Genomic DNA, 23,529 nt, shown 5'->3' with positions numbered 1-23,529 from the left:
ATCATACCCTTTCCTCCAACGAACCTTCCCGTTTTTTCAGAAGCTCACCAAAGAGAAATTCAACGTCCAGAATAAATGCCACGTTCCCATCCCCAAGAATGGTCGCTGTTGAAAAGCAGGCGATTTTTCTATAGTTGTCTTCAAGATTCTTTACTACAAACCTTGAATGATCAATGATTTTATCAACAATAAATGCAAGTTTTTCTTCGTTTTCATTTTCAATAACAAAACATATCTTTTGATTCAGTCCATCAGAAGACGTTCCAATAATATCAGAGGCATAAATGACGGATAAATAGCCGTCCCGATAAGGATATCCGTATTTCCCTTCTCCAACATGAAAAGCTTTTTTCGCGTCGAATATGATTGTCTCAAGGACATTATTGACCGGAATTACAAAATCCTGGCCTTCGGCCTTGAAAATAATTCCTTCAATAACTGACAACGTAAACGGCAGTGAAATCGAAAACGTTGTCCCCTTTCCTTTAGCAGAGCTAATAAAAATCCTCCCGTTGATCTGCTGAAGACTCTGCTTGACCACGTCCATTCCCACGCCGCGTCCCGAAACATCGGTGACTTCTGCAACAGTGGAGAAACCGGGCTCAAAAATCAGGGAATAAATTTCCTCCCGATCCAGTCTTTGCCCTCTTTCAATAATCTTTTTTTCAACCGCTTTTTCGTAAATCCTGTCGGCATCCAGACCGGCGCCATCATCCTGAATTTCGACGATGATCCGTCCAGAGCGCTGAAACGCCCGAAGTCTGAGCAGCCCTTCCGGATCCTTGCCAGCCAGCGATCTGGCCTGGGGACTTTCGATACCATGATCAATCGCATTACGGACCATATGCGTCAGAGGGTCGGACAGTTTTTCGAGAATGGAACGATCCACCTCGGTGTCTTCTCCCTCCAGCACAAGCCGAACCTGCTTTTCCGTTAGTCTTGCCGTCTCTCGGACAACCCGGCCCAGCTTCTGGAAAACGGTTTTGATCGGATAGGCCCGCATGGTGATGACGTTTTCCTGAAGCTCGTGAATAAGCTGCTCCTGCGCCGTCACGACATTTCCCAGAACAGAATCTCCGTGAACCTTGTTACGCCGCATCTGTGATTGAATGGCACCCTGATTGATCACCAGCTCCCCAATCAGATCGACAAGCTTGTCGATCCGCTGGATGTCGACACGGACAGTCGCGGATTCCTTGCGCTCGGCAGGCTTCTTGATCTGAAGATCTATTTTTTCTTCAACCTCCACAGGCAGAGATGCGGGACCGTCAGCAACATTGTCAGCTATGAGCGTAACCGTCGCTTGAAGATCGTCTCCGGACCATTCGAAAATTTCCTCGACGTCACCACGCGACTTCTGAGTTTCCAACAGGAGATTCCACGTTAGATAACTCCGTTCAGGTGAAATATCGCCAATCAGTGGAACCGCGTCAGTATCCACTTCAACCTGAAGCGTCCCCAGTTCCTTCAACGCGATCAGAATATTCCGGACATCGTCGCCGCGTTCGTAAAACTCAGTCGTTATTCTCAGGGAAATCGAAAACCGCTGGTCGACCGGCGCCTCGATTTCAATTTTGACTGGCGCAAACGCCATTCCAAAGATGTCATCCATCTCGACATCCTCGGGGGACGGCTCCGGTTCGGACGCTCCTGAATCAAGATATCGCTCCAGTTCAGCCACAGTATCGGAGGCAGCCTCACAGGCCGTCCCTTCATTTTTAAAAGCTGTAACGATATCGAACAGAGCATCCTTACACTTTAAAAACGTCGCGATGCTCTCAGTTGTGACGGACAAGTCTCCTGACCGAAACAGGTCAAGCACACTCTCAAAAAGATGGGAGAATTTTACCAGTTCCTCCATCCCAAAGGCCGCTGCTCCGCCTTTGATGGAATGAACGCACCGGAAGATCGTGTTGATCTTTTCTTTGTCTTCCGGCTCATCGCTCAACGTCGTCAGTTCTTCTTCAAGGAGAGCGAGCTGTTCATCGCACTCGTCAAAGAAAATCTGTCGGATGGCATCCATATCATCCGTAAACTCTGTCGCACTCATGCGCTGACCCGCCTGACTGCTGCAAGCAGTTTAGGGCCGTCAAATGGCTTGACGATCCATCCTGTCGCTCCGGCCTCGCGCGCAGCACGCCGAAGCTCATCACCAGATTCCGTCGTCAGAAAAATGATCGGAACAAACTTCGTTTCATCCCGAGTACGCAGGGCCTGCGTCAGTTCCAGCCCGTTCATACGCGGCATGTTCAGATCCGTTATGATAACGGCAGGTGGAAATCCCTTGATCTTTTCCAGAGCATCCACGCCGTCTTCAGCCGTTTCGACGTCGTATCCGCCTCCGCGAAGCTCACGACTGACCAGATCCCGCATGGTTCTGGAATCATCGACAACCAGAATATTCATGCTGCGCCTTCCCCCTTGAGAAGAAAATCTCCGCCAAGCAGGGTAAGGTTTTCTTTCATTTCATCGGAGACGTTTCTGATTTCAAAAGACGTACCTAGCGTCTGCGCAGTCGCAAATGCGGAGACCAGCAATTGAAAGCAGAGTCCCCCAACACGCTGCACACTCTCTCCATCCAGAAGAAAAGCGCCCTCCTGTTTTTTCAGAAGTTCTGAGAACGGAACCGCATATCTGGTATCCAATATTTCAGGGAGAATGAGGGCGTCCATTACCGGAATTCCTCCCAACCTTCGTCAGACGTCTGAAAAGGACTTTCTCCCCACTGCGTGGTGGCAGTTGGCAGAATGGAGTCTTCTTTTGCCAAGCCAAACGGGTCATCACCATAATCCTGCAAGTGAAACCGCTGGAGACTTCCCACAAGTTCCTTGGCTTCCGCACTCAGATTATGACTGGCAGCCGTGGCTTCTTCGACCATTGCGGCATTCTGCTGAGTGTTTTGATCCATCTGGCTGACCGCAACGCTGATTTCCGAAAGGTCATTCGCCTGGCTCCGCGCAGCCGTAGCAATTTCACCGATCAGAACACTGATTTCACTGACGTTCTCCACGATGGATTTCATCGCGACCCCCGTCTCTTCGACCAGAGAACTGCCACGACTGACCTGCTGTGTGCTGGAGGTGATCAGTCCCTTGATTTCCTTGGCCGCATCCGCTGATCGCTGCGCCAGCGCACGAACCTCGGCCGCGACGACCGCAAATCCCTTACCCGCGTCCCCTGCTCGGGCAGCTTCGACCCCGGCATTCAGCGCCAGCAGATTTGTCTGAAAAGCAATATCGTCAATCAGCCCGAGAATCTGTGCGATATGGATGGACGATTTCTGAATGTCCTGCATGGCCGCCGTAGCAGCCATCATCACTTCTCCAGATCTTTCCGCACGATCACGCGTCTGACTGGCGACTTCGCTCGCATGAACCGAGGCCGCAGCCGTCTTTCGGACGGTTTCCGTAACATTTCCGACAGAAATCGTCGTTTCTTCAAGACGCGCGACCTGAAGTTCCGTACGGCGGGCCAGATCGTCCGCCGCGGATGCAATTTCAGCAGACCCCGATGAAATCGTCGAAATGCTGTCGTTTAGCGAAACCATCACTTTTTGAAGGCTTAACGCCGTTTCGTTGAAATCCTGCCGCAGTCGGTCGTAGCGGGCAGGCAAGGCCTCTTCGAGGCGAAATCCCAGTTCGCCATCGCGCAGATTCGCCATGGCATTCCCAACAATCTCAATCACCCGCTCATGTTCGGCAGCTTCCTGCTGGGCCGACTGCCGTGCGTCTTCAGCTTCGATCCGAACAGCAGCAAGCGCAGACTGCGCCTGAGATGCCAGGATTTCACTTCTCTCGGAATTGGTGCGCGCCTCACCCAGCATGACCTGTAACCGGACCAGACTGGCTTCATGAGCATCTTTCGGCAGGGTCCCTTGGGCGGCAAGCTGCCTGACAGCCCCTGTCAGAGCATCCCCGCGTCCCGCGACCTGAACAAACGCAAAAATTCCCGAAACAACAAACAGTCCAAGAAGCGCGATTTCAGGGACAAGAAACGCCCTGGCAGATGCAGCAGAGAGGCCGCTCACCTTCACCCCCCAGAGCACCCCACAGACTCCGACGATTACAGGAATGGCAAAGGCCAGAAGCAGCCGCCGACGCAGCAGGAAACTCCCTTGTACGGGAACAGAGCGTATGTCGGACATGCCAGGCTGTCTCTCCAGAAACACAGATCACACCATGCCAGCCACAGGCAGCCGGCCAGATAATCTCCTTCCTAGAGAACAGTTGATTGAAACTCCGTTAATGCGCCTCCAGACAGTCTCAGTAAGAGGGGGCCGGAATATCGACATCGTGCTGAACAAACATCCGGTTGCCGTAACGGGGGATCCAGATCCGGTAATGTTTCAGAACATCCGCCCCGAGGAGCGCATCCGTATCGGGCAACCCTCCCCCCACTTTCAGAGAGACATCGTGAAAAACGATATCCCCCACCTGAAGTGTCTCAAAATGATGGAGATAATTTTTCACAGGATCTCGCGTCAGCCCATATCCGGTTGAAACAGGATCTTTTTCCAGCATCGCACGCGTCACACCCGCTGCCCGGGCCGCGTCCAGACTGATCAGGGTGGTCGAGGCTCCCGTATCCAGCGTTGCATCAACCGGATGGCCGTTCAGACGTATTTCCAGAGTGGTTTTGTGGCCTTCGTTATAGATATGGCTGATCGGCACGACGTGGATATGACCCTCCCATCCCGGCGTGGGGATATCACAGTCTTCCGTCTCAACCAGCCGGACACGGTGTGAAGGCATGTCCACAATCGTATCGTAGCGCCCAAGAAAATCACGCCCGAACACCCCCACAACCGGAAGGCCAGCGACCTTTCCGACAAATTTCCCGGCACCGGCAACTGCGATGTTGGTAGCTTTGGAACTCCCCATGTCCAGCGTGTCGATCGTCACGACACGCCCATAGTCCTGACCTCCAACACCATGGATCAGAACCGTTCTCCCCATATCATTCAGACCCAGAGGTTCGACAAAGCTCTGTCCAACCGTCGTGGCGAACGCCCCCGTATCGACAATAAGTGCAACCGGGTGCCCGTTGATTGCGGCCCGCACGATCGGGCTACCCCAGTCATTCAGCACTGGCATGTTCCCGCTCGTGATCAGCTTGCACTGGTGCGGCCCCGTCTCGCACCCGGCCAGCACCGTTCCCAGAAACAGCAGTGCCGCCAGTCGTCCCAACTTCATGAGGCTCTCCCGCCTGTATCGTTCCGTTACACAGGACACGCCCCTTTCCTCCCGGGCAAGGCAGTTTTTTGATCCGAAAGGCTTTTTTTTCAAAAAACCCTCTTGTCACCCCACAGGCAGGCTGATACATCACCGCCACCGACCAAGAGGAAGCCAAACAGCTTCCAGACGGAAGGTCCCAAGACACTGAAAAGTGTCTCTGCGGGTGTAGCTCAGTTGGTTAGAGCGCCGGCCTGTCACGCCGGAGGTCGCGGGTTCGAGCCCCGTCACTCGCGCCACTCCTCTCATGGAGTTGGCCACATTCTCCCAAAAAAAACTCTGAAGAAGCCACTGCCCGTTTTTAGGGAAGACTATGCTGTTCTTCATTCTAAAATGCCTGATTTCAGGGCTCCTGATCGCCGCCGCCTCCAGTATTGCGCGGCGCTATCCTGGCTTTGGTGCGTTGATTGCATCCCTGCCGCTCGTATCGGTTCTGGGTATGATCTGGCTCTGGCTGGAAAAGCCGGACCGCATCGTTATGAGCCGTCATGCGGAAGCGACATTCTGGTATGTGCTTCCCTCACTGCCCATGTTTCTGCTGATTCCGCGACTGCTCCGGGCAGGGCTGCCGTTCTGGTTCGCCCTATTGGCAGGATGTGCGCTGACGATTGTTCTGTATCTCTGCACGACATGGGCGCTCGCCCGTTTCGGTACAGGCGGCTGAAACAGGCCCTCAGCCCGCCTCTTCCAGATAGACGTCCAGAACCTCGTCTGGCGTGCCGTCCATGCGGATATGTCCGTTCTCAAGCCAGATGACGCGCGTACACCATTGCCGCATGATCTTGGGCTGGTGCGTGGACAACACAAGGATTTCTGCCTGCTGGACAAGTTCCTCAAGGCGCGCCTTGGCCTTGTTCATGAACACCCCGTCCCCCGCGAGAAACCATTCATCCATCAGCAGGATCTGCGGAGATGACGCCGTCGCCAGACCGAAAGCCAGCCGGACACTCATGCCCGCACTGTAAACCTTCATCGGCATGTCCATATAAGGGCCGAGTTCGGCAAAATCCTGTACGTCCTGCTCGATCCGCTCAATCTTCTGGCGTGAGAGACCCTCATAGCGTCCCTTGAGGCGAATATTTTCACGCCCCGTCAGTTCGGGATTCATGCCCAGACTGCTGTCCAGCAGCGTCCGCATCGTTCCATCAAGCTGTACGCGTCCCGCAACAGGTTCGTAAATGCCCGCAAGCGCACGCAACAATGTGGTTTTTCCGGCGCCGTTGCTGCCGATCAACCCCAGCCGCTCGCCGGAATTCAGCGTGAAACTGATCTCGCGCAGTACGCTCACGATCGTGCGCTCCCGCATGTCGCGCATCAGATGAGCGGAGGGTGATGATGGCGCAAAGCGGGCCAGCGTTTTACCGACCTGCCGCTTCAGGGAGCGGCTCTGCCCATGATACAGCGGAAAATCGATACAGAGACGATCAACAATAATCCCGGGCATCAGATCAGATCCAGTAAGGAATGCGCGACCGCATCCGGCAGAACAGAATGGCCGCCAGAAGCCACAGAAGCACACTGTGCCCGAGAGCCGCTTCCCAGACGATGGACTCCACCGTCTGGCCCAGAAGCGGCGCACGCACGATTTCAAGCAGCGGATAAAACGGATCAAGCAACAGATAGTGTCGTCCGGTCGTGATCAGTTCCGGCTTCCAGATCACCGGAGTCACGAAAAAGAAAATCTGCATCAGAGACGCCACGATGGGCGCAATGTCCCGAAACCGCGCGCCCAGCATCCCGATCAGCAGAATGACGCAGAAACTGTCCACGATCCAGAGCGGCAGACTGAACAGCAGGCTCCAGATCTGCTGCGGCCAGACATGGAAAACCGCAAACACGACAACAACGACAACCATGTTATGCAGCAGAATCAGCAGATTCCTGACGATCACCTGCGTGACGGGCAGACTGACCGGAATCCGCATCGCATGGAACAGGGACGTGCTCTGCGTAAAGACTGTCCCCGCATCGTTGATGACGGTCCCGCCATATCCCCACAACACGATCGAAAGTGACAGGAACGGCAGATAGGCTTTCAGATCCATGTGGAAGAGATAGCCGTACACCACCCCCATCGCGCCGATCATGACAGCCGTGGACAGCGTCAGCCACAGCGGCCCCAGAATGGAGCCGCGATATCGCATCTTGATATCCAGCCAGCCGAGCGTCACGGCCAGCGGCAACAGCCGCAGACCCGCCTGCAGATCGCTCCACGCGGCGCGGACGAGCCCCCAGCCGCGCAGAGGCTCAAGGGTCAGAACAGGAGAACGGGCATTCATGTCTTCCATGCGCCTTCCCTACCATGAAAGCAGGCGCTGCCCATCCCCCTTGCCCGCGAAACATCCCACTTCGCAGAACACCTTTAGCCCGACATGATGATTTCCCTTGCATCCTGCGCCATCCTCGCCGACATGCTGCGGTCATGTCTTATGCTGTGAAGGAAATGTTCGTGACCCTCCAGGGCGAGGGTGCACAGACAGGCCGTGCCTCGGTGTTCTGCCGGTTCGCGGGCTGCAACCTGTGGTCGGGCCGCGAACAGGATCGCGCCACGGCCGCCTGTACGTTCTGCGATACCGATTTCATCGGGACGAACGGCGAAGGCGGCGGCCGCTTCGACACCGCCGAGGCTCTGGCCGCCACCATCGCGGCCTGCTGGACCGGCACCGCCGATGACAGCGGTCGCCGCTATGTCGTTTTCACCGGTGGCGAACCTTTGCTCCAGCTTGATGATGCCCTGATCGCCGCCGTAAAGGCCCAAGGGTTCGAGATCGCCGTGGAGACCAACGGCACGATCGCGGCCCCGGCCGGAATCGACTGGGTCTGCGTCAGCCCCAAGCCGAACAGCACGCTCGTCCAGACCGAAGGCGCGGAACTCAAGCTGATCTACCCCCAGCCAGACCTGCCGCCCGAACTTTTCGAGACACTGTCCTTCCGGCATTTCTGGCTTCAGCCGATGGACGGCCCCGACCGCATCGCCAACACACAGGCCGCCGTCGCATACTGTCTGCGCCACCCGCGCTGGCGCCTGTCGCTCCAAACGCACAAGCTGATCGGAATCCCCTGACCATGAGCACGAACACGGCCATCAGCAGCAACACTGCGCTCGTCCTGTTCTCCGGCGGGCAGGATTCCGCAACCTGCCTCGCCTGGGCCCTCTCCCGCTTCGATCGGGTCGAGACGGTCGGATACGCCTACGGACAGCGCCACGCCATCGAACTCGAATGCCGCGACACCCTGCGCGAGCGGATGGCCGCGTTTTCGCCAGAGTGGAAAGCACGCCTCGGCGACGATCACACGATCGACCTCGCCTCCCTCGGCGCGCTCTCCGAAACGGCCCTGACCCGTGAAGCGGAGATCGGACTGAGCGAAAACGGTCTGCCCAACACGTTCGTGCCGGGCCGCAACATCATTTTCCTGACCTTCGCCGCCGCCCTCGCCGTCCGCCGCAATGCGCGCCACATCGTCACCGGCGTCTGCGAAACCGACTATTCCGGCTACCCAGACTGCCGCGACGACACAATCAAGGCCCTTCAGGTCGCCCTGAATCTCGGCATGGACCAGCGTTTCGTACTGCATACGCCGCTGATGTGGATCGACAAGGCCCAGACCTGGGACCTGACCGAGCAGCTTGGCGGCCAGCCCCTCGTGGACCTGATCAACCGGGACAGCCATTCCTGTTACATGGGAGACCGTACGCATCACCATGACTGGGGCTATGGCTGCGGCACCTGCCCGGCCTGCAACCTGCGGGCCGACGGATGGCGCCGCTACCAGCAGAGCCGCCACGGAGGCGCCGTATGACCGCCGAACTCGTCTTTACCCGGCGTTTCTGCATGGGGCACCGGCTCATTACGGGCGCCAGCGAACGCTGCGCCATCCCGCACGGTCATAACGAATATGTCCGCGTCACGCTGCGTCCGGCCAGACAGACGCGGCTGGACGGCCACGCAAACATGATCCTGCCCTTCGCAGAAGCCAAGACACGCTGGCACCATTTCGTGGACAACAGCCTCGATCACGCGCTCCAGCTTTCGGAAACAGACCCGCTGCTCGCATGGTTCCGCACCAACGAGCCCGAACGCGCCAGCCGGATCGTCGTCACGCCCGGCGACCCGACGACCGAACTGATGGCAGCCCTCATGCTCGCCAAACTGACCGCCATTCTCGCGGATCAGGGCGACATTCTGCGCGTTCATGAAATCGAACTGGAAGAAACCCCCACCAACACCGTGCGCCTCGGCGGCAATCCGCAGCATTACCTGCCCGCCGTCTCAAGGCCCCCGGAACAGTGCTGGTGGAATAAAGCGGACGCCAGCATTTCCTGACGTCCGGACCAAGCTTTAGGCCTTATGGACCGAAGCGTCGTAAATTTCCCCGATCACCTCTCCCAGCGCAGCATCGAACTGTGCATCATCCATCTGATGCCGCAGATCACCGATCAGCGCGCGGGAGAAGCTCGCAATCATCCGGTGGTTGTGCCGCAGCTTCTCGCAGGCCTGATCCAGCGGATAGCCTCCTGACAGCGCCACAACCCGAACCATCCGCGGATCACGCGCAATATCGTCATAGAGGTCCGCAACTTCCGGAATCGTGACCTTCAGCATGATCCTGGCGTCTTCGGGCAGTTTTTGCAGCTCTTCGAGGACGTAATCGTGCAGAAGCTGCTCACACGCGGCCTTGTCCGGGCTCTTGATAAGCACTTCCGGCTCAAGAATGGGCACCAGCCCATGTTTGCGAACCTGTTCGGCCACCGCGAACTGCTGGCGAACAATGGCCCGGATGCCACTTTCGGAGGGTAGACGGATGGTGGAGCGTTCTTTCGTCCCGTAAACGCCCAGTTTGGCCGCACGCGCCAGCAGGGCATCCAGATCGGGCATCGGCTTCATAAGCTGAACGCCGTCCGCTTCCGCCTCCAGCCCCTTGTCGATCTTCACAAACGGCACAACGCCCCGTTCGCGCCACAGATAGGCCGGAACGGGCTCACCATTCACGTCGCCGTCCATCGTGCGCTCGAACAGAATGGCGCCGATCACCTTGTCGCCGGTGAAGGAAGGCGCCGTAATGATCCGAACCCGCATGTCGTGCATAAGCGCGAACATCTGACTTTCGTCAGAATATTCGCTCTCGGCAATGCCGTACTGCTTCAGCGCGCCCGGCGTGGAACCGCCACTCTGGTCCAGAGCGGCAATAAACCCGCCTTTGTTGGCCATCTGTGACATCATCTTGTCTGCGGTGCTCATCAAGATCCCCTTCGATACAGGAAAACCGTCACCGCTCCCGAAGGACCCCACGGATCACCCCGCCTCGCAGTGCGTTTCCCGACACAGTCCAATCGCGCCGATGCCCGGAATGGTTCCTGCCCGACAGCTTCGGAAAATCATAGCGCACCCCCGACACCCGATGAAGCGGCTCACCGCTCACCAAATCAGGATCAGCTGTCTTCAGAGCCGTTATGACCATTTTCATAAAGCGCCAGAAACGCCTCGATATCGTCGCTCATCAGCGCTCCGCAGCGCTCTTTCACCAGAGTTTCCGGCCATTCCCACCACGCCAGCGCCAAAAGCCGCGCAATAATGCTTTCCGAAAACCGGTACCGGATCACTTTTGCCGGATTACCCCCCACAATCGCATAAGGCGGTACCGATTTCGTCACGAGCGCCTGCGCGGCAATCACGGCCCCGTCGCCAATCGTCACGCCAGACATGACTGTAGCCTGCGCCCCGATCCAGACGTCATTGCCGATCACGACCTCTCCCTTGCTGGAGTGATCGTATTGCCCCTCCTCGGCAGCAGGCCAGAAATGCGAGAGCGTTTTGAACGGATAGGTGCTGACCAGATCGGCCCGGTGATTCCCCAGAATGATCGTGACACCGGGACCGATCGAACAGTAGTCGCCAATCCGCAGCCCGGCTTCCCCGACTTCCAGAACAGTAGGAACGCCGTAAGTATGCGGGCCGATCTCCCAGCCCCACTCATCCTGCTGATACGCCAGCGCATAACGTGTCAGGGCCTGAAAGGCGCGATTTCCAAACGACATGGGCTCATTCCTTCATGCTGATGCCTGCGGAAAAGCCGAAGCCAAACACAAAGAACCGCAGCCGGAAGGCCAGCATGCCCCTGTCGCACCGGAAGTCCATGCGCCTCGAGAAAACGTGATGTCAGACGCCCACCCAAGGCACTCTTGCTGGCTCAAGTCCGAGAAGCGCCTTCGCCTTGCGATTACAAGCCCCGCTCAGACTGTTCTGATAATAGACGCTCTCTTCTCCGCCATGCCTGACAGTATCGGCCTCATCCACATGCGGCGGAGCATCGGCCCCAACCCACGCTGCATAGGCTGGCAACCATCGAGACAGCGCGGTCGGCTGGTCATCAACCACGTTATAGAACCCCGCAGGTGCCGCCAGAGCCGCAACCGTCGCCTGTGCCGCATCGTCCACATGAATGAACGAAAACATGCCCCGCCCGCCTCCAATCACAGGCACCTCACCCTTGCGGACATGCAGGCTGAACGCACCATCCGGCCAGTACCAGGTGCGCGGCCCGTAGAAAAACCCGTATCTGAGCGCGACACCGTCCATGACGCCATCGCCCAGAACGCGCCGTTCCAGCGCCTCATACATCCGCGCACTCTCCCCGATCCCGCCGGGAGCCTCCGTTCTCAACCGCGAGTCTTCAGTCGCAAGCACTCCCTCACCATTCAGGTAAAACCCGCAGGACTGCTGCACATAACGTCGCACACCCACAGCCCGAGCAGCATCATGAAGATTGCCCCCGCCTTCCAGACGCAGCACGCGGTCCGCAGGCAGTCTTTGCGCCAGATCGAACGGACTGGACGGCAGGGACGTCAACTGATCGATCACAGCCTCCGGCCGTACCCGCTCCAGCAGAGCGAACATCTCCGCCCGATCCAGCGCATTCCCCACCACCGGCCATGCGCCAAGCTCCTGAATGATGGAAGCATTTTCAGCCCGACGCACCATCCCCCAGACCTCATGCCCCGCCTTCACCAGACGCGCGATCAGAGGGCGCCCCACAGCACCGCTTGCCCCAGCCAGCAGAATTTTCATGATCCGTTTCCTTCAGACATTACTTCGCGGGCAAGACGAACGGCGCAGCCTTGTCCTTGACGAAAAACGCAAGAAAACGGGCAGGCTCGGTCTGGCTGGCATTGCGTCCGACGAGATGCACATCATCCGGTCCCTCAAAGAACGTCTGCCCCGGATGGAGGGTCACAGGCTTCCCACCCCTGACCTGCATGACGACACCGCCCTGCAACACATAAACGAACACCGAAGCCCCATGCCGGTGGATCGGGTCCGACCCGCCGGGCGGATAATCGACGGTCAGCATGGCCCCTTCTTTTCCCAATATGCCCGGCAGATCATGGGCCAGAAGCGGCGTGACCTTCGTCGCGGCATGAAGGGACGACGTGCAGACGCACAAAGCCAAGGCGCCAAGCGCAATAAAACGACGCATCATTCTGTATCCTGATGTTGGATGGGAAAAAATCAGTCCGTATCCGCAGACCGTCGCTGCCTGACTTTACTGATCCGGCGGGTCTGGGAGCGGTTCTCAAGCCATCCCTGCGCCTCTCCCAGAAACGCAGAGGGCGCCTTGTCCCGGACAGAGGACGCCAGATCGGCCAGAGACGTCCGTGCCAGTTCCTCGCGCATGGTCTGCTCGGCCCGCAACATGGCCGCATGAATGCTGCACACGCCCTTCGTGGCCCAGTGCGGCGGCGTGTCATCGAACAGGACGCAACGCCCGCGAATTTCCTGACAGTTGAAAAGGCTCTTCCGGCCTTCAGCCGCATCCACAACGTCCAACACGCTGATCTGTGCCGGAGGGCGGGCCAGCCTGTAGCCGCCCCTCACCCCTTCGGAGGCCGCAAGAATCCCGGCTTTCTCCAGCTTCGGAAGCTGCTTGGCGATAAAGGCCGCTGGAATGTCCTGAAGCTCCGCCAGATCCAGACTGCTGACCGGTTCGGGATGCTCCACGAGCCACAACAAACTGTGCAGGACGTATTCGGTGCTTGCGCCATAAAGTGCCATACGCAGACCATATAAGTCCGCGTTTTGATTCGCAAGTCATCCACGCGCAGAAACGCAGGCCTCAAAAGCCTTGAAAAATCATCCGTTTTTCAGACTGCCCCGAAACGCCCGGCGCGGATTACCCGCGCAGAAGGGACATAATTTCCATCCGGGCCGCATTATCGTGCTGCCAGCTTCCCCGTGCGATGGACGTCACGGTCGTGGAACCGGGCGAACGCACACCGCGCATGCTCATGCACATATGCTCTGCTTCAATCACGACCAGCACGGCTTCCGGCGCCAGAACATCTTCCATGCCCTGCGCGATCTGGTCCGTCAGACGCTCCTGAAGCTGCGGCCGACGCGCAAACCCTTCCACCAGCCGTGCAATCTTACTCAATCCCGTCAGACGCCCCCCCGCTGGCAGATAGGCCACATGCGCCTTGCCATAAACCGGCAGCAGATGATGCTCGCACATCGAATGGAAGCGGATATCCTTGACGATCACCGCACCATGATGCCGGTCCGCCGAGAACTGCGTCTTCAGATGATCCCGCGGGTCCTGATGCAGCCCGCTGAACACTTCCAGATACATCTTCGCCACGCGCTGCGGCGTATCGAGCAGTCCCTCGCGATCCGGGTTTTCACCCAGCGCCTCAAGAATTTCCCGCACAGCCCCCGCAATCCGCACTTCCGCATCCGCAGGCAGCGGCAACGCTCCCATCGGACGACGCTCCTCGGACGAGAGGCTCTCCTGATTGTCCGACTGATAGGCCGATGCAGTGGCTACGGTCGTGGCGTTCAGGTTGGTCATGCGGGTTCAGGCTCCTCTATGCCCCAACGGCCCGTGCCATCAGGGACGCGCCGGGTCACATCCCCCGGGCTCCGCGGCAGGACTGCTAGCGCGTCCCGCACGCGACGTCCACCAATGACATGATCTGGATCAATTTCCGCCAGCGGTTCCAGCACAAAAGCCCGCTCGAACAGACAAGCATGCGGCAGCCTCAGAACCCGGTCCCGAACCTCCCGCGCGCCATAATAAAGAACATCAATATCCACGGCCCGCGCGCCCCAGCGCACGCCCGGCACACGTCCCAGCTCCGCCTCGATCGCTTTGCACTCCCGCAGAAGCGCATGAGGCGCCAGCGTCGTCCGTCCGGTCGCACAAATATTGACGAATGTCGGCTGCTCCACGCCGCCCCAGGGCGCACTGTCATACAGCGACGACACCTTCACGATCTCCAGCCCTCCCACAAGCGAAAGCCGATCCACAGCCGCCGCCAGAACAGCCTCCCTTTCTCCAAGATTGCTACCCAGAGAGAGCGCAACCTCGTAAACCCGGGCCTGTTCCACCACCACGGCCGTTCCCGACACCACATACGGCACCGGCGCGGACGGTTTGCGAACTTCAACCCGAACCCACTCCACACGCTCAAGCCGCGCCAGAACCGCTTCGGCAATCCGCCCGGCGACCGTCTCGATGAGCTGTAGCGGCTTTCCGGTCACGATGTCCGACGCGATATCACACAGCGTCCCGTAACAGACGGCCTGTTCGTAATCATCTCCTGCAATCGCATCCGACAGGTCCGCACGGATCTCGATATCCACCACGAAACGCTGCCCGATCCGCGTCTCTTCGGGCAGGACACCATGATAGCCAAACAGACACAGATCCCGCACAAAAACAGACGTCAGGGCAGGCACAATCATCGGACATCCTTCAAAATCTGACGCATTTTCAACGCATCCACATGCTCGCGCACATCATGCACCCTCAAGACCGCAGCGCCCTGCTCCACCCCGTACAAATGGGTCGCCAGCGTTCCCGCCAGCCGCTCAGACGCCGCACGCCCCAGAAAATGCCCGAACATGGATTTGCGCGACACCCCCAGCAGAACCGGCAATCCATATTCGGTTCGCAGATCCCCCAGCCGCGCCACGGCCTCCACATTCTGCACCTGTGTCTTGCCGAACCCCACACCCGGGTCCAGCACAATCCGATCGCGCATAATTCCGGCCTTTTCCGCCAGTTCCAGCGATCGATCGAAGAAACGTCGCCAGTCCGCGCGCAGATCCAGTGCCTCGTCCACGTCATGACGGTTATGCATCACAATCACCGTCGCGTCCGAATCCGCCACCACGGCAGCCATGTCCGGGTCAGCCTGCAACCCCCAGACATCGTTGATGACCGACGCACCAGCCTCAAGCGCCCGCTTCGCAACAAACGCCTTGGTCGTATCCACCGAAACGACCACTCCATCCTCAACCAACTGCCCCACGACCGGCGCAAGACGCGCCCATTCTTCTTCCGCCGCAACCGGCACGAAACCCGGCCGTGTGGACTCAGCCCCCACATCCAGCAGGTCCGCCCCATCCGCCACGAGCGCTCGCCCATGGGCCAGAGCCGCTTCAGGCCGAAAAAAGCGGCCTCCGTCAGAAAAGGAATCCGGCGTGACGTTCACAATCCCCATGACCGCCACCTGCCCGTTTCCAAACCGGTTCATGCTGCCGTTCCCATCCACAGTCTCCACATATCTTTTCAGGACAGGTCCGCCACCCGGCGCGCCCAGAAGAGCGGTACGTCTTCCTCCGGAACCGGACGCCCCAGATAGAACCCCTGAACTTCCGTACAGCCCTGCTCCTGCAAATGGCGGCAATGCTCCGGCGACGAGACGCCCTCTGCCGTCACCGCGACGCCAAGATCCCGCCCCAGCGCAATCACATTCCGCACCACCGCCGCGCTGCGCGCATCCAGCAACATGTCCTGAATAAAGGCCGCATCCAGCTTGATCTTGGAAAACGGAAACTGTCGCAGATACATCAGCGTCGAAAATCCCTTGCCGAAATCATCCAGCGCAATTCCAACACCCCTGAATTCCAGTTCGCGAAAAGCATGGTGTACACGGGGCCCCACCTCAAGCGCCTGCGTCTCCGTCACTTCGATCTGCAACCGGTGGGCCTCCAGCCCCGTATGCGCCAGAACCTGGAAAATACGCCCCGCAATATCGGGGAGAGAAAAATGCGTCGCCGTCATATTGACCGAAACCCATAATGGAACCGGCCAGCGCCGCGCTGCCCGACATGCTGTCTCCAGAACCCAGAAATCGAACTCCAGCCCGCTCCCAGTCTCGACAATCGTATCGATAACCTTTTCGATCGACAGATGTTTGTGCGCCGCCCCCTTCCACCGGGACAGCGCCTCAAATCCGATCACCATTCCGGTCTGGGCATTGACGATGGGCTGATACACCAGCGCGAATGCTTTTTGCCGCAAAGCCTGACGCACATCCCTGAACAGACTCTGCTGACGGCTTCCCGCCATCTCCTCGCACGGATCAAAAATGCTGTAACGCCCGACCCGCTCTCCCCGCGCATCCCGCAGCGCTGTCTCGACAGCCTCCACCAGCACCTCACCGTCACCGGTCGTCGATACCGCCATACCAATCGCGGGCTCCACGTCGATGACATCCCCGGCTATGCTAACAGCGCCGCTCAGCGTCAACAGGATCTCCAGCGCCAGCGCCTCAAGAAACTGGCGTTTCCGCTCGACCGGAATTCCTGTCACAACCGCCAGATCCATCACGCCGTACCGCGCTACGAAACATTCCTCCGCGCCGTTCAGATCGTCAGGCACATTCCGTGCAAGACAGGCCTTCAGTCGCGAAAGGCTCTTCTGAAGAACCTCTGCAGCCTCGTCCGGCGTCACCACACGTCGCCGCCCGAGACTGAAAACATCCAGCGAGATGAGAACGACCACGAACGCCTGAGCGCCACGCATCGTCTCCAGAAGACTTTTCTGAAGATGCTCCTGACAGGCCAGTCGGTTCGGCAACCCGGTCAGAGCATCATGTCGCACGCGATGAAAATGCCGCTCCCGCACACGCTGGAGAGCCGTCACGTCGGCGCCCACTCCCAGATATCCCCGAAACACTCCGCCCCGGAACACCGGCTCTCCCGTCAGCATCCACCAACGCGCGTCTGACCCGGCCACGGCCCGAACCACCAGTTCCCGAAACGCCAGCCGATGCGTCAGACAATACGCCAGATGTCGTTCTGAAGAGATCGAACCAGACTGATCAAAGCTGGCCGCGGGTATCTCCAGCAGGCTTGCCAGCGTCCTGCCCGCGATCTGCGTTTCATCACGCCCCAGAATCCGGCAAAGCCCCGCCGATGGGTTGCGCAGAACACCCGCCTCGTCCGTCTCCCAGAGCCAGCGCCCGGTCGGTGCCGCAGAGCGCCGCGTGAGAAGCGACAGGATATCTGCCTGCTCCCGCTGTTTCAGACGCGCAATCTGCATCCGCCACAACAGAACACCCACCAGCCGGCTGATCCCCACAACGAAAAGCCCGCACACCGTCGCCATAAGAAAGAACGACGCCGTAAACAGGACCGACCGGTAAAAACAGCCCTCCAGCAGCGCCCCATAGGCCCCTGCGATGATCGGGACGACCATGGCCTCAACGGCTCCACTCACCGGAGCGCAGAGCAGAAGGGGCGCCATCAGCCCAAAACACACACCAAGCGTCAGAAGATGGATGTCTTCACAATGCAGCCGAAACACCAGAATAATGAAAACGAACCAGACGAGCCCCAATGCCCCATTCAACATCCGCAACGCCCTGCGGATCGCCGCGTAATCCGCAAAACTCCGCATGCTTCTGATGTTTGGCTGAACCCGGGAAAACCAGAGCAGTAAAGCGCCTTCGATCCCCACAAACAGGAAAAGGGCCAGCCACCAACTCGATGACCACACACCCAGCGCCACCACCGGCGCGCTCACCGCCTGCGCCAGAAGATGAATGGGAAAAAGGAGCCTCAGGGAACGCAGCTGCCCCCTGTTGAACGCAGTCTGAAAATACGCCGGAACCTGCGTCGCCTGAAAAAACAGGGCTTTTTTCAAAACGGGGGAACGGCTGCGGTTAAAAACGCTCAAGACGGCCCATCGCACAACCAGCGATTGCCGGAACCACCGTCTCAGGCGCGTTCCCCCGGAAGGCCGCCGGTCCGGCTCCTCAGCACAGGGCCCGTCCTGACACCCTGCTGCGCCAGAAACCCCGGATCCCCGTTCCCCACCAGCGCTGCTCCCCGCGCCGGACTGTCTGTCGTCTTTCATACACCATCATACCAGTGGAGCACGTCAAAAGTCCGAAACGACTTCGTCAGGATCAGAAGAACGCCGTTTCACGAAAACAGGAAAACCATACCGGCAAATACGCGCTTGCCAAACCCCGGAAAACCGGTTCCGCACGAGTTCCTTTAACGTTCACGAAGTCTCCCTTCGCGAACGTTAAAAACACCAGCCATTTTTAACTTTTCAGCAAGGATTTCTCGTACCCAAACCCTCAGGCTTTACGCGCACGCTCCAAAAACGCATCCATCTGATCTGCCTCAAGCGCCCCCGGCGCGACAGCCGCCGTACCAAAAATGAAGGTCGGCGTCCCATCCAGACCAACCGCGCGTCCCTGATCCAGATTGGTCGTGATCAGCGCCACGGTCTGGGGCGAGCTCATATCCGCCGTCAGCTTTTTCGCATCCAGACCATTGGCCTGCGCCAGAGCGACGATCCGCTCCATGCTGGGCTTGGTGGTGTCTTCCATCAGCGCCTTGCGCATGACGTCATATTTGCCCTGCGCACTGGCCGCGAAAATGGCCCGCGTGTCCAGAACACTGTTGCTCCCCAGAACCGGCACGACCTTCTCGACCAGCCGCACGTCCGGATGACGTGTCAGGAAACGATCCACCTCGCCCATCATGGACCGGCAATACGAACAGCGCGGATCGTAGAACTCCACAACCGTGACCTTCCCATGCGGATTGCCCCGGATGGCAAAGTCAGGAGCGCTCTGAAGCTCGGACTGATGCGCCTTCACAGCAGCAAGGGTCGAATCCTGCTTCTGCTCCTCGGCCTTTTCACGGATCGAGCGAATAGCATCCGTCAGGATGCTTGGGTCGTTCTGCAATGCGTCGCGCATGATGCCGACGATCTCGGCGCGCTGGGCTGGCGTGAAAGACGTGGCCGGAGCCGCCAGAGCCTGTCCGCCCACAAGAAAGGCCATTCCGGCAACAACAGCAGACGCCGTGGCAAGCAGATGGTGTTTCAATGGAAAGCTCCGGATCAGCTGAAAGAAAGACAGAACGTCTGATCCATACGCCATAAAGAACGTCCACCGCAAAGAGAAGACACCAACTCGCCCCTCCCACAAACCGCAGATTGCCGTTATGAGGGAACAAGAGCCGGAACCGGACCCACGGCGCAGACCCGTCTGCCCGCGCCCGTCCTCCGCAAAGGCCACGAGGCCGGACAGTCGTGACCAGACATTGGAGAAACGCCAGGTGGCGCATCGTCAGCACCAGATTTCCACCCCGGACGCCACACAGACCCGTCGCATCGCGTCCCGTCTCCCGGCCTCACTGATGGCCTCGGTAGCCTCGGGCCTCCTTCTGGGCGCCTGCTCGTGGATCCCGGGCTCCCACCTCGTGGGCATCAGCGAAACAGCCGCCCCCGCAGGCGGCAGCATCGGCACGGTCGTCGCCGACGAGCCCCAGGCCGCGCTGGTCGGCCATGACGTGCTGGCCCGCGGCGGCAACGCTGCCGATGCCGCAACCGCCACGGCCCTCGCCCTTGGCGTTACCCTGCCCTCCCGCGCCTCCTATGGCGGCGGCGGAGCATGCCTGATCAGCCGACCCGGCGAAGCGGCGCAGTCCATTTCCTTCCTGCCCCGCCCCGGCACCAGCAAAGGCGCCGACCGCCCAGCCGGTACGCCTGCCAGCTTCCGTGGCCTGTATCTGATGCAGCTCCATTTCGGCACGGTCGAGTTCAACGATCTGATCGCCCCGGCCCTGAATCTCGCCAGCACCGGCATTACCGTCAGCCGCGCTCTGGCAACCGATCTGGCCGCCGTCCACACGGCCCTTCTCGCGGATGAAAATGCGCGCGCCATTTTCGGACGCGGCGAAGCCAACACGCTCGCCGCCGGCGACAGTCTGGCCCAGCCACGCCTCGCAGGCTTCTTAGAGCGCATCCGCGTCGCAGGCGTCGGCGACCTCTATAACGGCGCCCTCGCCGACGTTTACGTCACTGCCGCCCAGAAAGCAGGCGGCGGTCTGAACGACGACAACATGCGTCAGACCCTCCCCGTCCAGACGGACGCCCTGACGACCCATCAGGGCGGCATAAACGCCGCATTCCTCGCCCCCCCCGCCGATGGCGGCCTCGGCGCGGCGATCCGATACACGACGGGCGCTTCCGCACAGGGTGCTGTCGCCGCATGGCGCGCCTCGGGTAACACGACCCTCGCCGCGGCTCAGGCCGCTCTCGACAGCGGCCGTTCCGGCAACGCCAGCCTGCCCTCCCTTCCTGCTTCGACATCCTTTGTCGTAACCGACCATTCCGGTATGGCCGTGGCCTGCGCCCTGAGCGAAAACAACCTGTTCGGAACAGGCCGCATCGCTGGCAGCACCGGCGTTGTCCTCAGCGCCTCCCCGGCCCGCACGCCACAGCCCCTGCTTTCGGCTGCAATCCTGCGTGACCAACGCAGCCTGCGCGCCGTCATTGCGGCTTCAGGCCAGAACGAGGCCGCGGACGCTGTCGGAGACGCAGCCCGTGCCGCCGCCCATGACGCCCCGATCCCCCATGAAGGCGCAGGTCGCATCAACGCGATTGTCTGCCACGGCGACGATTCGTGCCGCGGCGTCACCGACCCCCGCGCCGCAGGCCTCGCGGCAGGCACCACAAACGACAGCACCCACTAACAAAAAAGCCCCGCCGATTGTTGAACCGGCGGGGCTTTTTCATCTCCGGATCCTATCCGGTAAAACTTCGCACCAGACTTCCCGCGACCAGTGACCATCCGTCAACGACCACGAAAAAGATCAGCTTGAACGGAAGCGACACGGTACTCGGCGGCAGCATCATCATGCCAAGGCTCATCAACACGCTGGACACCACCAGATCGATGACCAGAAACGGTAGATAGAGCAGAAATCCCATCTCAAAACCGCGCCGCAACTCCCCGATCATGAAGGCCGGCACCAGCACACGCCAGGGCGTATCGCCAATCTTCGCAGGCGGTTTCTCATGCGCAATATTGAGGAACGTCGCCACATCCGCAGGCCGCGCCGTCACCGCCATGAAATCGTGAAACGGCTGGGCCGCCGCCGTCAGCCCCTCCATTTCCCCAACACGCCCCGCCATCATCGGCTCGATCCCCGCATCCCACGACTTCTGAAGCGTCGGCTGCATCACGAACAGTGTCAGAAACAGCGACAGCCCGATCAAAACCGTATTGGGCGGCGTCCCCTGCGCGCCAAGCGCACTGCGCAGCAGCGACAGAACGATCACGATCCGCGTAAACGCCGTAATCATCACCAGCAGGCTCGGCGCCAGAGAGAGAACCGTAATCAGCGCCGTAAGCTGCACCAGACGACTGGTCGTCCCAGCTCCCCCGGTCGCTCCGTTCTGCCCCAGATCAATGCTCACGGACTGCGCATGCGCCAGCGACGGCACACACACACACGTCAGCAGCATCACAAACGGCAAAAAGGCTCCAAACCGCATCAGAGCCTGCCTCACGCCACGTCCTCCACAGCGGAGTCATCCAGCGCCGAGGCAAACGTCTCCCGCTCCGTCCAGTCCATCAGGATGTCCTGATTGCCCCCCGTCAGAACCAGAACTTCCCGCGTGCCATACCGCACAACCGAAAGACGCCGCGTCCGGTCGAGCGCCATCTGCCCCACAAGCGACAACCCAGCCTGCCCGCCCCGCGCGCCATTTTTTTTCTGCTCCAGCAACCGCAACAGGGGCCGGCTACAGAAAATCAGCACAACAATGAAAATCAGCGCGGCAATCGCGTTCGCGCATTCATGCAGGGTCATAGGTCAGTCATCCTCATTCCCCGGCATGATGCCCAAGATCAGTTAATGACCGCTTAATTGACGACGAATTTCACGCAGGAGGCGGACGGCACTCCTCAAAACAGGCGATGCATATCGGTCGCCCACCCCCGAATCTGCGGCTCAGGCAATCATTTATTAAAGATTTCACGCCATCATGCCCCTCGCCGGCATTTTCCCGGTTCCTGCATGACGGAGACTGTCGCGATGCGTAACATCGACTCAACAAGCGCAGGCGGCACCGACCTCTTTTCTCTGGGCCGTGACCGCATGAACTGGCTTCAGGCCCGTCAGCAGGTGCTGGCTGGCAACATCGCCAATTCCGATACGCCGGACTATCAGGCCAAAGACGTCTCCCCGTTCGAAGCCGCTCTGGGCGAATTCGACATCACACCCACCGTCACGCAGCCCAATCATATCGGATACACCGCCTCTGGCGCGCACGTCATCGAAACGTCGTCGGAACAGTCTCTGGACGGAAACCAGATCTCCCTGGACCAACAGATGGAACAGGTCGCGGATGTAAATGACCAGCAGCACCTCGCTGTAAACGTCTATTCCAAATATCTGAGCATGTTCCAGACAGCGCTCGGCAAATAAAGGACGCTGACGGATGAACCTGTCCACCACCATCGGTATTTCCGCAAGCGGCATGGACGCACAGTCCCAGCGCCTGCGTATTGTTGCGGAAAACCTCGCCAATCAGGATACAACCGGCTCCCAGCCGGGCGCTGATCCCTACCGCCGCAAAACCATCACCTTTGCCGAACAGGTGGACAACGAAAGCGGTGCCTCGACCGTCGGCGTCCAGAACATCGGTCAGGACATGTCGGATTTCGACACCCGTTACGACCCGTCCCATCCCGCCGCCGATGAGCGCGGCTACGTCAAGGTTTCCAACGTGGATTCCATGACCGAGATGATGGACATGCGCGAAGCCGAGCGCTCTTACGAAGCCAACCTGAACGCCATGCAGAGCAGCCGGACCATGCTGTCCCGCACACTCGACCTGCTGAAGTAACCCAGATGCTCACCTCCCTTTCCCACGCCCATAACGCCTACGCCGTCCAGAGCCTCCAGAGCCGCCTTGAGGGCGTGACGGACGATATTGCGGACGGCCTTCGCACTCCATCCACAGCAGGCAGCAGCAGTTCCGGAACAGATTTTGGGTCCGTCCTCTCGCAGTCCGTCAACAGCGTAATCGACAGCGGCCATGATGCCGAAGCCAAGGCTGCTCAGGGCCTCACAGGCGGTGGCGACATGACCCAGATCGTTACCGCCATTTCAAACGCACAGCTTGCCCTGCAGACCACGACCGTGATCCGCGACCGCATGGTGCAGGCGTATCAGGACGTGATGAAAATGACGATCTGACC

General features: G+C 59.3%; 27 protein-coding genes and 1 tRNA gene. 9 read left to right on the top strand and 19 right to left on the bottom strand.

Annotated elements, in window-relative coordinates; all coding sequences use genetic code 11:
* Position 1: 1 nt before the first annotated feature.
* The 5 genes from JK176_RS00210 to JK176_RS00190 form a co-directional block, all read right to left on the bottom strand.
* The gene (locus JK176_RS00210) at positions 2 to 2,050 is read right to left on the bottom strand and encodes a chemotaxis protein CheA (RefSeq protein WP_211585852.1); all 2,049 of its coding nucleotides are present in this window, start codon (positions 2,048 to 2,050) and stop codon (positions 2 to 4) included.
* Complete coding sequence (locus JK176_RS00205) at positions 2,047 to 2,406, bottom strand: response regulator (RefSeq protein WP_211585851.1); 360 nt, start codon at positions 2,404 to 2,406, stop codon at positions 2,047 to 2,049. The genes JK176_RS00210 and JK176_RS00205 overlap by 4 nt, the downstream gene beginning before the upstream one ends.
* Positions 2,403 to 2,672, bottom strand: a complete 270-nt coding sequence (locus tag JK176_RS00200) for an STAS domain-containing protein (protein ID WP_211585850.1) — start codon at positions 2,670 to 2,672, stop codon at positions 2,403 to 2,405. The genes JK176_RS00205 and JK176_RS00200 overlap by 4 nt, the downstream gene beginning before the upstream one ends.
* Positions 2,672 to 4,144, bottom strand: coding sequence for a methyl-accepting chemotaxis protein (locus tag JK176_RS00195; protein WP_211585849.1), 1,473 nt, complete (start codon positions 4,142 to 4,144; stop codon positions 2,672 to 2,674). Before JK176_RS00195 ends, JK176_RS00200 begins: the two co-directional genes overlap by 1 nt.
* Before the next feature lie 118 nt (positions 4,145 to 4,262).
* Positions 4,263 to 5,192, bottom strand: coding sequence for a retroviral-like aspartic protease family protein (locus JK176_RS00190; RefSeq protein WP_194266747.1), 930 nt, complete (start codon positions 5,190 to 5,192; stop codon positions 4,263 to 4,265).
* 201 nt (positions 5,193 to 5,393) lie between these two features.
* Between JK176_RS00190 and JK176_RS00185 the strand changes: the two genes are divergently transcribed.
* A tRNA-Asp gene (locus tag JK176_RS00185) sits at positions 5,394 to 5,470 on the top strand.
* A gap of 74 nt (positions 5,471 to 5,544) precedes the next feature.
* On the top strand, positions 5,545 to 5,895 hold the full coding sequence (locus JK176_RS00180) for a DUF3147 family protein (RefSeq protein WP_194261807.1): 351 nt from the start codon (positions 5,545 to 5,547) through the stop codon (positions 5,893 to 5,895).
* A 9-nt stretch (positions 5,896 to 5,904) separates the two neighbouring features.
* Here the strand turns inward: JK176_RS00180 and JK176_RS00175 are convergent, their stop codons facing one another.
* Positions 5,905 to 6,675, bottom strand: coding sequence for an ABC transporter ATP-binding protein (locus tag JK176_RS00175; RefSeq protein WP_211585848.1), 771 nt, complete (start codon positions 6,673 to 6,675; stop codon positions 5,905 to 5,907).
* A 4-nt stretch (positions 6,676 to 6,679) separates the two neighbouring features.
* Entirely contained in the window at positions 6,680 to 7,519 is an 840-nt protein-coding gene (locus JK176_RS00170; RefSeq protein ID WP_194261806.1) for an ABC transporter permease, read from the bottom strand.
* 134 nt (positions 7,520 to 7,653) lie between these two features.
* Between JK176_RS00170 and queE the strand changes: the two genes are divergently transcribed.
* The 3 genes from queE to JK176_RS00155 are packed head-to-tail and all read left to right on the top strand — an operon-like array spanning position 7,654 to position 9,556.
* Positions 7,654 to 8,295, top strand: a complete 642-nt coding sequence (gene queE, locus JK176_RS00165; protein WP_211585847.1) for a 7-carboxy-7-deazaguanine synthase — start codon at positions 7,654 to 7,656, stop codon at positions 8,293 to 8,295.
* A 2-nt stretch (positions 8,296 to 8,297) separates the two neighbouring features.
* A complete protein-coding gene (queC, locus tag JK176_RS00160) occupies positions 8,298 to 9,032 on the top strand; it encodes a 7-cyano-7-deazaguanine synthase QueC (protein WP_211585846.1) in 735 nt (244 codons plus the stop codon).
* A complete protein-coding gene (locus tag JK176_RS00155; RefSeq protein WP_211585845.1) occupies positions 9,029 to 9,556 on the top strand; it encodes a 6-carboxytetrahydropterin synthase in 528 nt (175 codons plus the stop codon). Before queC ends, JK176_RS00155 begins: the two co-directional genes overlap by 4 nt.
* Before the next feature lie 15 nt (positions 9,557 to 9,571).
* Here JK176_RS00155 and JK176_RS00150 read toward each other — a convergent pair whose 3' ends face one another.
* The 10 genes from JK176_RS00150 to JK176_RS00105 form a co-directional block, all read right to left on the bottom strand.
* The gene (locus JK176_RS00150) at positions 9,572 to 10,471 is read right to left on the bottom strand and encodes a fructose bisphosphate aldolase (RefSeq protein WP_211585844.1); all 900 of its coding nucleotides are present in this window, start codon (positions 10,469 to 10,471) and stop codon (positions 9,572 to 9,574) included.
* Positions 10,472 to 10,662: 191 nt separating this feature from the next.
* Entirely contained in the window at positions 10,663 to 11,268 is a 606-nt protein-coding gene (locus tag JK176_RS00145) for a CatB-related O-acetyltransferase (RefSeq protein WP_211585842.1), read from the bottom strand.
* A 121-nt stretch (positions 11,269 to 11,389) separates the two neighbouring features.
* Positions 11,390 to 12,298: an NAD(P)-dependent oxidoreductase gene (locus JK176_RS00140; protein WP_211585841.1), complete on the bottom strand. Its 909-nt coding sequence runs from the start codon at positions 12,296 to 12,298 to the stop codon at positions 11,390 to 11,392.
* Between the two features lie 19 nt (positions 12,299 to 12,317).
* Entirely contained in the window at positions 12,318 to 12,710 is a 393-nt protein-coding gene (locus tag JK176_RS00135) for a cupin domain-containing protein (protein ID WP_249194072.1), read from the bottom strand.
* Positions 12,711 to 12,739: 29 nt separating this feature from the next.
* Positions 12,740 to 13,282 (bottom strand): Rrf2 family transcriptional regulator, encoded by a 543-nt coding sequence (locus tag JK176_RS00130; protein WP_211585840.1) that lies wholly within the window; start codon positions 13,280 to 13,282, stop codon positions 12,740 to 12,742.
* A 118-nt stretch (positions 13,283 to 13,400) separates the two neighbouring features.
* Positions 13,401 to 14,075, bottom strand: coding sequence for a GTP cyclohydrolase I FolE (gene folE, locus JK176_RS00125; RefSeq protein ID WP_228120879.1), 675 nt, complete (start codon positions 14,073 to 14,075; stop codon positions 13,401 to 13,403).
* Positions 14,072 to 14,971: a 2-amino-4-hydroxy-6-hydroxymethyldihydropteridine diphosphokinase gene (folK, locus tag JK176_RS00120; protein ID WP_211585839.1), complete on the bottom strand. Its 900-nt coding sequence runs from the start codon at positions 14,969 to 14,971 to the stop codon at positions 14,072 to 14,074. The genes folE and folK overlap by 4 nt, the downstream gene beginning before the upstream one ends.
* Positions 14,968 to 15,765 (bottom strand): dihydropteroate synthase, encoded by a 798-nt coding sequence (folP, locus tag JK176_RS00115; RefSeq protein WP_211585838.1) that lies wholly within the window; start codon positions 15,763 to 15,765, stop codon positions 14,968 to 14,970. The genes folK and folP overlap by 4 nt, the downstream gene beginning before the upstream one ends.
* Before the next feature lie 35 nt (positions 15,766 to 15,800).
* A complete protein-coding gene (locus JK176_RS00110) occupies positions 15,801 to 18,194 on the bottom strand; it encodes a bifunctional diguanylate cyclase/phosphodiesterase (protein ID WP_211585837.1) in 2,394 nt (797 codons plus the stop codon).
* Between the two features lie 409 nt (positions 18,195 to 18,603).
* Entirely contained in the window at positions 18,604 to 19,362 is a 759-nt protein-coding gene (locus tag JK176_RS00105; protein WP_228125396.1) for a DsbA family protein, read from the bottom strand.
* 232 nt (positions 19,363 to 19,594) lie between these two features.
* Here JK176_RS00105 and JK176_RS00100 point away from each other — a divergent pair, with 232 nt between their 5' ends.
* A complete protein-coding gene (locus JK176_RS00100; protein ID WP_211585835.1) occupies positions 19,595 to 21,013 on the top strand; it encodes a gamma-glutamyltransferase in 1,419 nt (472 codons plus the stop codon).
* 52 nt (positions 21,014 to 21,065) lie between these two features.
* Here the strand turns inward: JK176_RS00100 and fliP are convergent, their stop codons facing one another.
* Entirely contained in the window at positions 21,066 to 21,788 is a 723-nt protein-coding gene (gene fliP, locus JK176_RS00095) for a flagellar type III secretion system pore protein FliP (protein ID WP_407925761.1), read from the bottom strand.
* Between the two features lie 41 nt (positions 21,789 to 21,829).
* Positions 21,830 to 22,135: a flagellar biosynthetic protein FliO gene (locus JK176_RS00090; protein WP_211573938.1), complete on the bottom strand. Its 306-nt coding sequence runs from the start codon at positions 22,133 to 22,135 to the stop codon at positions 21,830 to 21,832.
* Positions 22,136 to 22,360: 225 nt separating this feature from the next.
* Between JK176_RS00090 and JK176_RS00085 the strand changes: the two genes are divergently transcribed.
* From JK176_RS00085 to fliE, 3 genes are read left to right on the top strand one after another with little or no spacing between them, the layout of a single operon-like run.
* Entirely contained in the window at positions 22,361 to 22,753 is a 393-nt protein-coding gene (locus JK176_RS00085) for a flagellar basal body protein (protein ID WP_099286187.1), read from the top strand.
* Between the two features lie 13 nt (positions 22,754 to 22,766).
* A complete protein-coding gene (gene flgC, locus JK176_RS00080; protein ID WP_194261792.1) occupies positions 22,767 to 23,174 on the top strand; it encodes a flagellar basal body rod protein FlgC in 408 nt (135 codons plus the stop codon).
* Positions 23,175 to 23,179: 5 nt separating this feature from the next.
* Complete coding sequence (gene fliE / locus JK176_RS00075; RefSeq protein WP_194261791.1) at positions 23,180 to 23,527, top strand: flagellar hook-basal body complex protein FliE; 348 nt, start codon at positions 23,180 to 23,182, stop codon at positions 23,525 to 23,527.
* Positions 23,528 to 23,529: the final 2 nt, after the last annotated feature.

Origin of the sequence: Gluconobacter sp. Dm-73, from assembly GCF_018256215.1 — a bacterium.
GTDB lineage: Bacteria > Pseudomonadota > Alphaproteobacteria > Acetobacterales > Acetobacteraceae > Gluconobacter > Gluconobacter cadivus.
This window is presented reverse-complemented; position numbering and strand designations above follow the sequence as displayed.

Coding starts and splice junctions, on each gene's coding strand:
- JK176_RS00210 (WP_211585852.1), bottom strand. CDS start 2,050: ATGAGTGCGACAGAGTTTACGGATGATATGGATGCCATCCGACAGATT.
- JK176_RS00205 (WP_211585851.1), bottom strand. CDS start 2,406: ATGAATATTCTGGTTGTCGATGATTCCAGAACCATGCGGGATCTGGTC.
- JK176_RS00200 (WP_211585850.1), bottom strand. CDS start 2,672: ATGGACGCCCTCATTCTCCCTGAAATATTGGATACCAGATATGCGGTT.
- JK176_RS00195 (WP_211585849.1), bottom strand. CDS start 4,144: ATGTCCGACATACGCTCTGTTCCCGTACAAGGGAGTTTCCTGCTGCGT.
- JK176_RS00190 (WP_194266747.1), bottom strand. CDS start 5,192: ATGAAGTTGGGACGACTGGCGGCACTGCTGTTTCTGGGAACGGTGCTG.
- JK176_RS00180 (WP_194261807.1), top strand. CDS start 5,545: ATGCTGTTCTTCATTCTAAAATGCCTGATTTCAGGGCTCCTGATCGCC.
- JK176_RS00175 (WP_211585848.1), bottom strand. CDS start 6,675: ATGCCCGGGATTATTGTTGATCGTCTCTGTATCGATTTTCCGCTGTAT.
- JK176_RS00170 (WP_194261806.1), bottom strand. CDS start 7,519: ATGGAAGACATGAATGCCCGTTCTCCTGTTCTGACCCTTGAGCCTCTG.
- queE (WP_211585847.1), top strand. CDS start 7,654: ATGTCTTATGCTGTGAAGGAAATGTTCGTGACCCTCCAGGGCGAGGGT.
- queC (WP_211585846.1), top strand. CDS start 8,298: ATGAGCACGAACACGGCCATCAGCAGCAACACTGCGCTCGTCCTGTTC.
- JK176_RS00155 (WP_211585845.1), top strand. CDS start 9,029: ATGACCGCCGAACTCGTCTTTACCCGGCGTTTCTGCATGGGGCACCGG.
- JK176_RS00150 (WP_211585844.1), bottom strand. CDS start 10,471: ATGAGCACCGCAGACAAGATGATGTCACAGATGGCCAACAAAGGCGGG.
- JK176_RS00145 (WP_211585842.1), bottom strand. CDS start 11,268: ATGTCGTTTGGAAATCGCGCCTTTCAGGCCCTGACACGTTATGCGCTG.
- JK176_RS00140 (WP_211585841.1), bottom strand. CDS start 12,298: ATGAAAATTCTGCTGGCTGGGGCAAGCGGTGCTGTGGGGCGCCCTCTG.
- JK176_RS00135 (WP_249194072.1), bottom strand. CDS start 12,710: ATGATGCGTCGTTTTATTGCGCTTGGCGCCTTGGCTTTGTGCGTCTGC.
- JK176_RS00130 (WP_211585840.1), bottom strand. CDS start 13,282: ATGGCACTTTATGGCGCAAGCACCGAATACGTCCTGCACAGTTTGTTG.
- folE (WP_228120879.1), bottom strand. CDS start 14,075: ATGACCAACCTGAACGCCACGACCGTAGCCACTGCATCGGCCTATCAG.
- folK (WP_211585839.1), bottom strand. CDS start 14,971: ATGATTGTGCCTGCCCTGACGTCTGTTTTTGTGCGGGATCTGTGTCTG.
- folP (WP_211585838.1), bottom strand. CDS start 15,765: ATGAACCGGTTTGGAAACGGGCAGGTGGCGGTCATGGGGATTGTGAAC.
- fliP (WP_407925761.1), bottom strand. CDS start 21,788: ATGCTGCTGACGTGTGTGTGTGTGCCGTCGCTGGCGCATGCGCAGTCC.
- JK176_RS00090 (WP_211573938.1), bottom strand. CDS start 22,135: ATGACCCTGCATGAATGCGCGAACGCGATTGCCGCGCTGATTTTCATT.
- JK176_RS00085 (WP_099286187.1), top strand. CDS start 22,361: ATGCGTAACATCGACTCAACAAGCGCAGGCGGCACCGACCTCTTTTCT.
- flgC (WP_194261792.1), top strand. CDS start 22,767: ATGAACCTGTCCACCACCATCGGTATTTCCGCAAGCGGCATGGACGCA.
- fliE (WP_194261791.1), top strand. CDS start 23,180: ATGCTCACCTCCCTTTCCCACGCCCATAACGCCTACGCCGTCCAGAGC.